Raw genomic sequence first — 8,726 nt, 5'->3', positions numbered from 1 at the left:
CGATCCGGTCGATCCGGTCCCTCCCCCGGACGCGCCCCGTCTGGCGCTGGTTCACGATTCCGGCCTGTCCGCCACCGACCTCCACACCAACGACGCGCGCGTGAGGATCTCCGGCCTCGCGGACAAGGCGACCTGGCAGTTCAGCCTGGACCTGGGCCTGACCTGGCAAGACGGCCAGGACGACACCATCCCCGCCTCGCAGTTCACGCAGGACGGCGCGCAGACCGTCCTGGCGCGACAGATCAATGCCCAAGGGGCCAGCGAGATCACCACGCTGCGATTCGTCCTCCAGACGCGCGCGGACGATCTCGATCTCTCCTCGACCGCAGGGCTCCAGACGACGGTCACCAGCGTCGTTGACCGCTTCCAGCTGGCGCCGGGCGTCGCCCTCACCGCGACGCAGGACGCGTTGACCGCGCAGGACCTCAGCGCGCTGCGCGTGCGGATCACCGGCGTCGGATTCGACCCGATCAACGACAAGCTCCAGCTGGACCAGGCCCTGGACCTCGACGTCAGCACGGCGAGGGACAACATCGAGATCGGCGGCCTGGCCGGCCTCTCCTACCGCTACGACGCCGACACCGCCAGCCTGTCGATCTGGCGCTCCGACGGCACCGCGCTGACCGGCTCCGACGCCGCGGCGCTGTCCAACGCGATCCGCCTGAGCAACACCATGGGTCGCCCGCGCGAAGGCGAGCGCGTGATCGCGCTGTCCGTGGTCGACCTCGCCGGCAACGTCAGCGCCGAGTCGCAGGTGTCGGTGGTGATGGACAACCATGTGCCCTCGCTGGACCTCAACGGCGCGCTGGCCGGCGTCGACACCGAGACGGTGATCCACGACCTCGTCACGCCGCAGCCGCTGCTGGCGCCGGGCGGCACGCTGTCCCACACCAATCCGGACGCGACGTTCCAGCAGGTGACGATCGACATCAGCGGCGAGAGCGTCAGCCCGGACGACCATCTCGGCTGTCTGGACGGCGGCGTGATCACCCAGCTGGGCCAGGTCGACCTCACGATCACCGTGGCCGGCGTCCAGTGGCGGGCGATGGCGCTGGCGGATCGCTACCAGTTCGTGCTGGCCGACGGCTCCGCCGCCAGCCTGGCGCAGACGCAGGCCCTGCTGGACTCCCTGAGGCTGATCGACACCTCGCCGCTCGCGCTGGAAGGCCCCCGCTCGTATCAGATCACCGTCACCGACCACCTCGGCCGGACCGGCACGGCCACGAGCCTGTTCATCGTCGACCGTACCGCCCCGGTCATCGACCTCAACGGTCCCGCGGCCGGCCTCGACCGGACGGTGACGGTGTCGCCGGGCCTGCCGATCGCCTTCCCGCTCGCGATGCCCTCCAAGACCGAGATCACCGAGGCGAACGGCATCGTCCGCCTCCAGTTCCGCTTCAGCAGCGAGGTGGACGGCGCCTTCGTCGCGACCGATGCAAACGACCCGGCCAACGCCGACCGCCTGGAGCGCTTCGGCCTGTATGACCGCGCCAACCCGGAGCAGACCGCCGGCATGCTGAGCATGGGGAGCGCCTCGTCCATCGAGGCCACCACCTCGACGGCCGGGCTGCGCTACGGCATCACCTGCGAGCGCTCGCCGGACGGCACGGTGCTGTTCACCGTCGTCCCGTCGATGACGCTCACCGCGGACATGACGCGCGCCCTGCTGGAGCAATTGGCCTACAGCGCGGGCGCGGGCGCCGTGGTGGGCAACCGCCATGTCGAGATCACCGGCACCGACGTGGCGGGCAACGTCAGCGCCGTGGCCTCGCAGGTGACGCTGGAGCTGCGGCCCGCCGGCACGCCCGCCATCCTGCTCAGCCGCGACAGCGACTCCGGCCTGTCGCCGTACGACGGCGTCACCTCGGCCAACGGCTCCGCCGCGGCGCCGCTGATCCTCAAGGGCTACGCCGCGGCGGGAGCGACGGTCGCGGTGTTCCTCGACGCCGACGGCGACGGCGTGATGGCAGGCAACGAAGTCCTGGGCACGGTCGTGGCGGACGGGAACGGCCGGTGGGAATTGCAGCTCGCCGGCGCCGGGCTCGAGGACGGCGTGTACCGCTTCGGCGCCGTGGCCGATGGCCTGACCTCCGGCGCGCTCGAGCTCACCGTCGACACGCATCCGCCGGCCAGCGTGGTGGCCATCGGCGACACGGTCCAGCCCCGTCCGGTGCTGTCCGGCACGACGGACGCGCGGGTCGAGGTGACCGTCGAGATCGACACCGACGACAACATCGCCAACGGCTACGAGCTGCGCTACGTGACCCATTCCGACGCCGCCGGCCAGTGGCGCGTGGACACCGCGACGGCCACGCCGGTGGCGGGCGAACGCCACCGCTTCGACGCCGGCGACCCGGTGCACGTGCGGGTCACGTCGGCCGACCTGGCGGGCAACGTGACGGTGAAGACCGCCGACAGCGTGACCGCGGGCGCCACGTACAGCATCTCCGACTCGCATGTGATCGAAGGCACCGACGGCAGCCGCGAGATGGTGTTCATGGTCACCCGCGACGGCGACCTGAGCGAGGCGGGCAGCGTCCGTTTCGCCGTGGACCGCGGCGCCAGCTCGGCCGGATCGAGCGGCGCCACCCTCGCCTCGGCCGCCGACTTCAGCGGCGCCAGCACCGGCCTGCTCAGCTTCGCCGCGGGCGAGACCAGCAAGCTGGTCCGCTTCACGGTGAACGGCGACCACTACCGCGAGGTGAACGAGAAGGTCGTCGTCCGGTTGGAGGACGCGACGGCGGGACGGATCGCCGACGGCCTGGGCATCGGCAACATCAACGAGATCGACGTCAACCGGCTGCAGGCGGCCTACGGCCTGCGCGACCTGAACCCGCACCAGAACGACTTCGCGATCCGGGTGCGGCGCGGTTCCGACAACGCCGAGCAGGACATCGGCTTCGACCTCAATGGCGAGCTCGACCGCACCGCGCTGCTCGACTTCGTCGGCCGCGGCGCCTCGGACAAGGGCTTCGTGACGCAGTGGTACGACCAGTCCGGCAACGGGCGTGACATGACGCAGACGGACCTGGCCAGGCAGGGCGTCATCGTCGACGCGGGACAGGTCGTGCAGCGCGCCGATGGTTCAGCCGCCATCAGCTTCAACAACGGTCGCAACGGCAAGAACAACGACTACATGGTGGCCAACGGCGTCGCGGCGGACGACTGGCGGAGCGTGGCGGTCTACACGAAGGTCCAGTCCGAAGGCACGGGTTTCGGCACGCTGTTCAACCTGGGCGGCACCGACAACGACCGGCTCAGCAGCCATTACCCCGCCTGGAACAACTACTACTTCGACGTCATGACAGCCAGCGGGGATGGTCGCCTCGTGCAGCCGCTGCCGTCGAGCAATGCGCTGCTGGGCCATGCCAATGACGTCGTTTTCGAGGCCCACGCCGGGAACGCGGGCGCCGGCACCGCCTCGCTGAACTACGTCGATGCGAAGCAGGTCATCTTCGAGGAGGGGATCCGGGTGGCCTCCGACGGCACGCTGCCGAGTCAGTTCCCGACCAGTGCGCAGTGGAAGCTCGGCTGGCACGGCAACTGGGCGAATGGCACCGACACCGCCTATTACCAGCAGGCCATGTACAACGAGTTCCTCGTCTTCCTCGACAAGGACGGCACCGCCACGCCGGCCGTGCAGTCGCTGCTGGGCACCGCCGGCAACGACGTGCTGACCTACTCGGGCGAGCGCGAGGTGAGCCGCATCGACGGCCTGCTGGGCCATGACGCGCTGTACGTCTCGGGCGATGCGAACCTCGACTTCGGCGCCTTCTCCGGCGGCGTGAAGGGCCTGGCCCAGGTGTGGATGGACAACGGCGCGGCCAACATGCTGACGCTGACCTCGGCCACGCTGGCGGCCAACGGCGATGCGCCGCTGGTCGTGCAGATGGACGCGGGGGACCGGCTGATCCTCGATGGCCGCGAGTTCCAGCACAGCGGCGACCACCTGGAAACGATGGTCATCGGCAGCCAGCGCAACGACGTGATCGTCGCCAGCTCGCGCAACGACGTGCTGATCGGCGGTGGCGGCGCCGACACCTTCCGCTGGCAGGCCGGCCAGACCGGCCATGACACGGTGCTGGACTACAGCAATGCCCAGGGCGACCGGCTCGACCTGACGCAGCTGCTGCGCGGCGTCCCCGCCGGCGGCGAGGACCGCTTCATCCGCCGCGGCGTCGATGCGCAGGGCCAGGTCGAGCTGTTGATCGACGCCCACGGCAATGGCGACTTCAACCAGCCGGAGTTGACGATCACGCTGGCGGACCTGCGGCCCACCGACACGATCACCGTCCTGACCGGGGCCGGCCAGGCGGTGCTCTGACGACCCGGCGCGGTTGGCGCGGCACGCGCCATGCCGCCGCGAAAACGACAACGCCCCGACGGCCTGAGCCTCGGGGCGTTGTTCCTGGCGACGGTGGCGGGAAGGCCACCGTGCCCGGCGATCAGGCCGAAGCCGCGCCCGGGTTGCGCAGGCGGATGTGCAGCTCGCGCAGCTGCTTCTCGTCGACGTAGGACGGCGCGCCGGTCAACAGGCACTGCGCGCGCTGCGTCTTCGGGAAGGCGATCACGTCGCGGATGGACTCGGCCTTGGTCATCAGCGTGACCAGGCGGTCCAGGCCGAAGGCCAGGCCGCCGTGCGGCGGCGCGCCGTACTGCAGCGCATCCAGCAGGAAGCCGAACTTCACGCGCTGCTCCTCGGGGCTGATGTTGAGCGCCTCGAAGACCTTGGCCTGCACGTCGGCGCGGTGGATACGCACCGAGCCGCCGCCCAGTTCCCAGCCGTTGAGCACCATGTCGTAGGCCTTGGCCACGCACTTGCCGGGGTCGGTGACCATCAGGTCCTCATGGCCGTCCTTCGGCGCGGTGAACGGGTGATGGACCGCGGCCCAGCGCTTGTTCTCCTCGTCTTCCTCGAACATCGGGAAGTCGACCACCCACAGCGGCGCCCACTTGTCCTCGAACAGGCCGGTGGACTTGCCGAACTCGCTGTGACCGATCTTCAGGCGCAGCCCGCCGATGGCGTCGTTGACGATCTTGGCCTTGTCGGCGCCGAAGAAGATCAGGTCGCCGTCCTGGGCGCCGGTGCGCGACAGGATGTCGGCCACCGCCTTGTCGTGCAGGTTCTTCACGATCGGCGACTGCAGGCCCTCGCGGCCCTTGGCCGTCTCGTTGACCTTGATCCAGGCCAGGCCCTTGGCGCCGTAGATCTTCACGAACTCGGTGTAGCTGTCGATCTCGCCGCGGCTCATCGTCGCGCCGCCCGGCACGCGCAGCGCGACCACGCGGCCGCCCGGCGTCGTGGCCGGACCGGAGAAGACCTTGAAGTCCACATCGCCCATCACGTCGGTCAGCTCGGTGAACTCGAGCTTCACGCGCAGGTCCGGCTTGTCCGAGCCGAAGCGGTGCATGGCCTCGGCGTACTTCATGACCGGGTAGTCGCCCAGCTCGACGTTCAGCGCCTTGCGGAAGACGTGGCGGATCATGCCCTCGAACATCGCGCGGATCTCTTCCTCGTTCAGGAACGAGGTCTCGATATCGATCTGCGTGAACTCGGGCTGGCGGTCGGCGCGCAGGTCCTCGTCGCGGAAGCACTTGGTGATCTGGTAGTAGCGGTCGAAGCCCGCCACCATCAGCAGCTGCTTGAACAGCTGCGGCGACTGCGGCAGCGCGAAGAACATGCCGTCATGCACGCGCGACGGGACCAGGTAGTCGCGCGCGCCTTCGGGCGTGCTCTTGGTCAGCATCGGCGTCTCGATGTCGACGAAGCCGTGCTCGTCCAGGAACTTGCGCGCCTCCATCGCCACGCGGTAGCGCAGCATCAGGTTGTTCTGCATGTACGGGCGGCGCAGGTCCAGCACGCGATGCGTCAGGCGCGTCGTCTCGGAGATGTTCTCGTCGTCCAGCGGGAAGGCCGGCGTCACCGACGGGTTCAGCACTTCCAGCTCGTGGCACAGCACCTCGACCTTGCCGCTGACCAGGTTGGCGTTCTCGGTGCCGGCCGGGCGCGCGCGCACCTTGCCGACGATCTTCACGCAGAACTCGTTGCGGACCTCTTCGGCCACCTTGAACATCTCGGGGCGGTCCGGGTCGCAGACGATCTGGACCAGGCCTTCACGGTCGCGCAGGTCGATGAAGATCACGCCGCCATGGTCGCGGCGGCGATGGGCCCAGCCCATCAGGGTCACGGTCTGGTCCAGCAGCTTCTCGCTGACTTGGCCGGCATAGCAGGTACGCATGGAGTTCTCCGGAAATTTCGAGTGTCGGGACGGCGCTGGCGGCGGGGCGTCGATGCGGATCGCAACGCGCGCGGCCGGCGCGGGAAGGACGGATTCAGGGAATGGGCGCTGGCGGGGTCCCGCGGACCCTCAGGACTGAGCGCTTGCCGGGGCGCTCAGCCCGGTCAATTTCGGGCGACCTCGCTCGGCAGGACGATGGCCGGCTCCCCCTGAGGAGCGACCACCCCCATCGAGATGATGTATTTGAGCGCCTCATCGACGCTCATCGCCAAAGGCCGCAATTGCGCGCGGGGCATCATCAGGAAGAAGCCGGAGGTCGGGTTCGGCGTCGTCGGCACGTACAGCGCGACATGCTCCTCCGGCTCCTCGCCGCTGAGCGTGCCCAGCTGCTGGGCCACCTCGCCGCCGGGCTTGCCGGTGACGAAGGCGATGGTCCACGAGCCCTGGTGCGGGTACGGCACCAGCACGGCTTCGCGGAAGGCGTTGCCGCTGGAGGAGAACAGCGTGTCCGAGACCTGCTTGACCGAGCTGTAGATGCTCTTGACGATGGGGATCTTGTAGAGCAGCCGGTCCCATTGACGCAGCCACCACTGGCCGAAGATGTTCGCCACGAACATGCCGGTCAGCATCAGCAGCGCGACCATGACGACCACCCCCAGGCCGGGGATGTCATGCAGCTGCTTGAGCGAGGTCTGCGCCGACAGCGGCAGCACCGCGCCGACCGCCGACAGCAGCCAGACGAAGACGCCGTCGATCATGCCGAGGATCCACAGCAGGACCCAGACGGTGATCGCGAGCGGGAGCCAGACCAGCAGGCCGGTGATGATGTACTTTCTCATGCCTGGGTCCGGCCTCGGCGTCAGTGGCAGGCGCAGGAACCGCCGCAGGCGGTGCCCGACGGGGCCGACGTGCCGGAGGAGGACTCGGACGAGGCGGCGGCGGTCCCGCCGGAGGCCGGGGCGGCCTCGCCGCCCGTGGCCGGCGCGGCGGCCGGCGACGCCGGTGCGCTGGCGCCGCCCGATCCGCCGCGGAAGTCCGTCACGTACCAGCCCGAGCCCTTGAGCTGGAAACCGGCGGCGGTGACCTGCTTCGAAAAACTCTCCGCGCCGCAGGCGGGGCAGACGGTCAGCGGAGCGTCGGACAGCTTCTGCAGCACGTCTTTGGCGTGGCCGCAGGCGCCGCAGCGATAGGCGTAGATCGGCATTTGGGGGACTACCGGGTCAAAAACCCGAAATTATATAGAGTGGCCCGCCGGCGTCGCACCGGCCAGGCGGTGGTGGCTGCCGTGCACGTCGCGGATCGCCTGCGGCCCCAGCGAGCCCACCAGCATGCCCACGATGCCGGCCAGCAGGCCCGCCAGCTGGGCCGGGAACTGCTCGCCCGCCGGCGTCATCAGGAACAGGATCCAGGTCAGCACGCCCAGCACGATGGCGAAGATCGCGCCCTGCGTCGTCGCGCGCTTCCAGTAGAGGCCGAACACCAGCGGGACGAAGGCGCCGACCAGCGTGACCTGGTAGGCGCTGGAGACCATCTCGTAGATCGACGTGCCCTGCAGCGCGATCGCGTAGGCGCAGACGCAGACCGAGAACAGCAGCACCGCGATGCGCATCGTGCGCAGTTCCTGCTTGTCGGACACGCGCGGGAAGAACTGGCGCCAGATGTTCTCGACGAAGGTCACCGACGGCGCCAGCAGCGTGGCCGAGGCGGTCGACTTCAGCGCCGACAGCAGCGCGCCGAAGAAGATCACCTGCATCACGAAGGGCATCTTGTCGATCACCAGCGTGGGGATCACCTGCTGGGGGTCCTCGGCGATCAGCTGCTTGGCCTCGGTGGGCATGATGATCAGCGCGCTCACGACGATGAACATCGGCACGAAGGCGAACAGGATGTAGCAGATGCCGCCGATGACCGGGCCGCGGGTCGCCGCCTTGACGTCCTTGGCGGACATGACGCGCTGGAACACGTCCTGCTGCGGATCGATCCCAGCATCATCGTGATGGCCGCGCCGACGAAGAACACGACGTCGTGGAAGCTCGGCTCGGGCAGGAAGCGGAACATGTCCTGGCTCGACGCCAGCGCGATGACCTTGTCGGCGCCGCCGGCCATGTCGGCCGCGAACCAGGCGATCAGCGACAGCCCCACCACCAGGATGATCATCTGGATGAAGTCGGTCACCGCCACCGACCACATGCCGCCGAACAGCGTGTAGGCCAGGATCGACGCCGTGCCGATCATCATGCCCACCGGGATGCTGATCGCGCCGCCGGACAGCAGCTTGAACACCAGCCCCAGCGCGGTCACCTGCGCCGCCACCCAGCCGAGGTAGGACAGGATGATGATGAAGCTGCAGACCACCTCGACCACGCGGCCGTAGCGCTCGCGGTAGTAGTCGCTGATCGTCAGCAGCGTCATCTTGTAGAGCCTGGCCGCGAAGAACAGGCCCACCAGGATCAGGCACGAACCCGCGCCGAACGGATCCTCGACCAC

4 protein-coding genes and 1 pseudogene are annotated in these 8,726 nt (G+C 68.9%); 1 reads left to right on the top strand and 4 read right to left on the bottom strand.

Going from position 1 to position 8,726, the window contains the following annotated elements:
- Positions 1-100: 100 nt before the first annotated feature.
- Positions 101-4,324, top strand: coding sequence for a type I secretion C-terminal target domain-containing protein (locus FUT87_RS24110; RefSeq protein WP_147242633.1), 4,224 nt, complete (start codon positions 101-103; stop codon positions 4,322-4,324).
- Between the two features lie 121 nt (positions 4,325-4,445).
- On the opposite strand, the gene aspS is transcribed toward FUT87_RS24110, so the two are convergent.
- The 4 genes and pseudogenes from aspS to FUT87_RS24090 form a co-directional block, all read right to left on the bottom strand.
- Entirely contained in the window at positions 4,446-6,239 is a 1,794-nt protein-coding gene (gene aspS / locus FUT87_RS24105) for an aspartate--tRNA ligase (protein WP_091721624.1), read from the bottom strand.
- Between the two features lie 164 nt (positions 6,240-6,403).
- Positions 6,404-7,078: a DUF502 domain-containing protein gene (locus FUT87_RS24100; protein WP_147242632.1), complete on the bottom strand. Its 675-nt coding sequence runs from the start codon at positions 7,076-7,078 to the stop codon at positions 6,404-6,406.
- 20 nt (positions 7,079-7,098) lie between these two features.
- Positions 7,099-7,443, bottom strand: coding sequence for an FmdB family zinc ribbon protein (locus tag FUT87_RS24095; protein WP_091721616.1), 345 nt, complete (start codon positions 7,441-7,443; stop codon positions 7,099-7,101).
- Between the two features lie 30 nt (positions 7,444-7,473).
- Positions 7,474-8,726 (bottom strand): annotated as a pseudogene (locus tag FUT87_RS24090) (sodium:solute symporter family protein); the annotation flags it as partial.

The organism is Mitsuaria sp. TWR114, assembly GCF_007997345.1.
The sequence above is the reverse complement of the archived record's forward strand: the minus strand, read 5'-3'. Positions and strand labels throughout refer to the sequence as shown.

Bases quoted from the DNA above. Each gene is read 5' to 3' on its own strand.
- aspS (WP_091721624.1), bottom strand. From the start codon at position 6,239: ATGCGTACCTGCTATGCCGGCCAAGTCAGCGAGAAGCTGCTGGACCAG.
- FUT87_RS24100 (WP_147242632.1), bottom strand. From the start codon at position 7,078: ATGAGAAAGTACATCATCACCGGCCTGCTGGTCTGGCTCCCGCTCGCG.
- FUT87_RS24095 (WP_091721616.1), bottom strand. From the start codon at position 7,443: ATGCCGATCTACGCCTATCGCTGCGGCGCCTGCGGCCACGCCAAAGAC.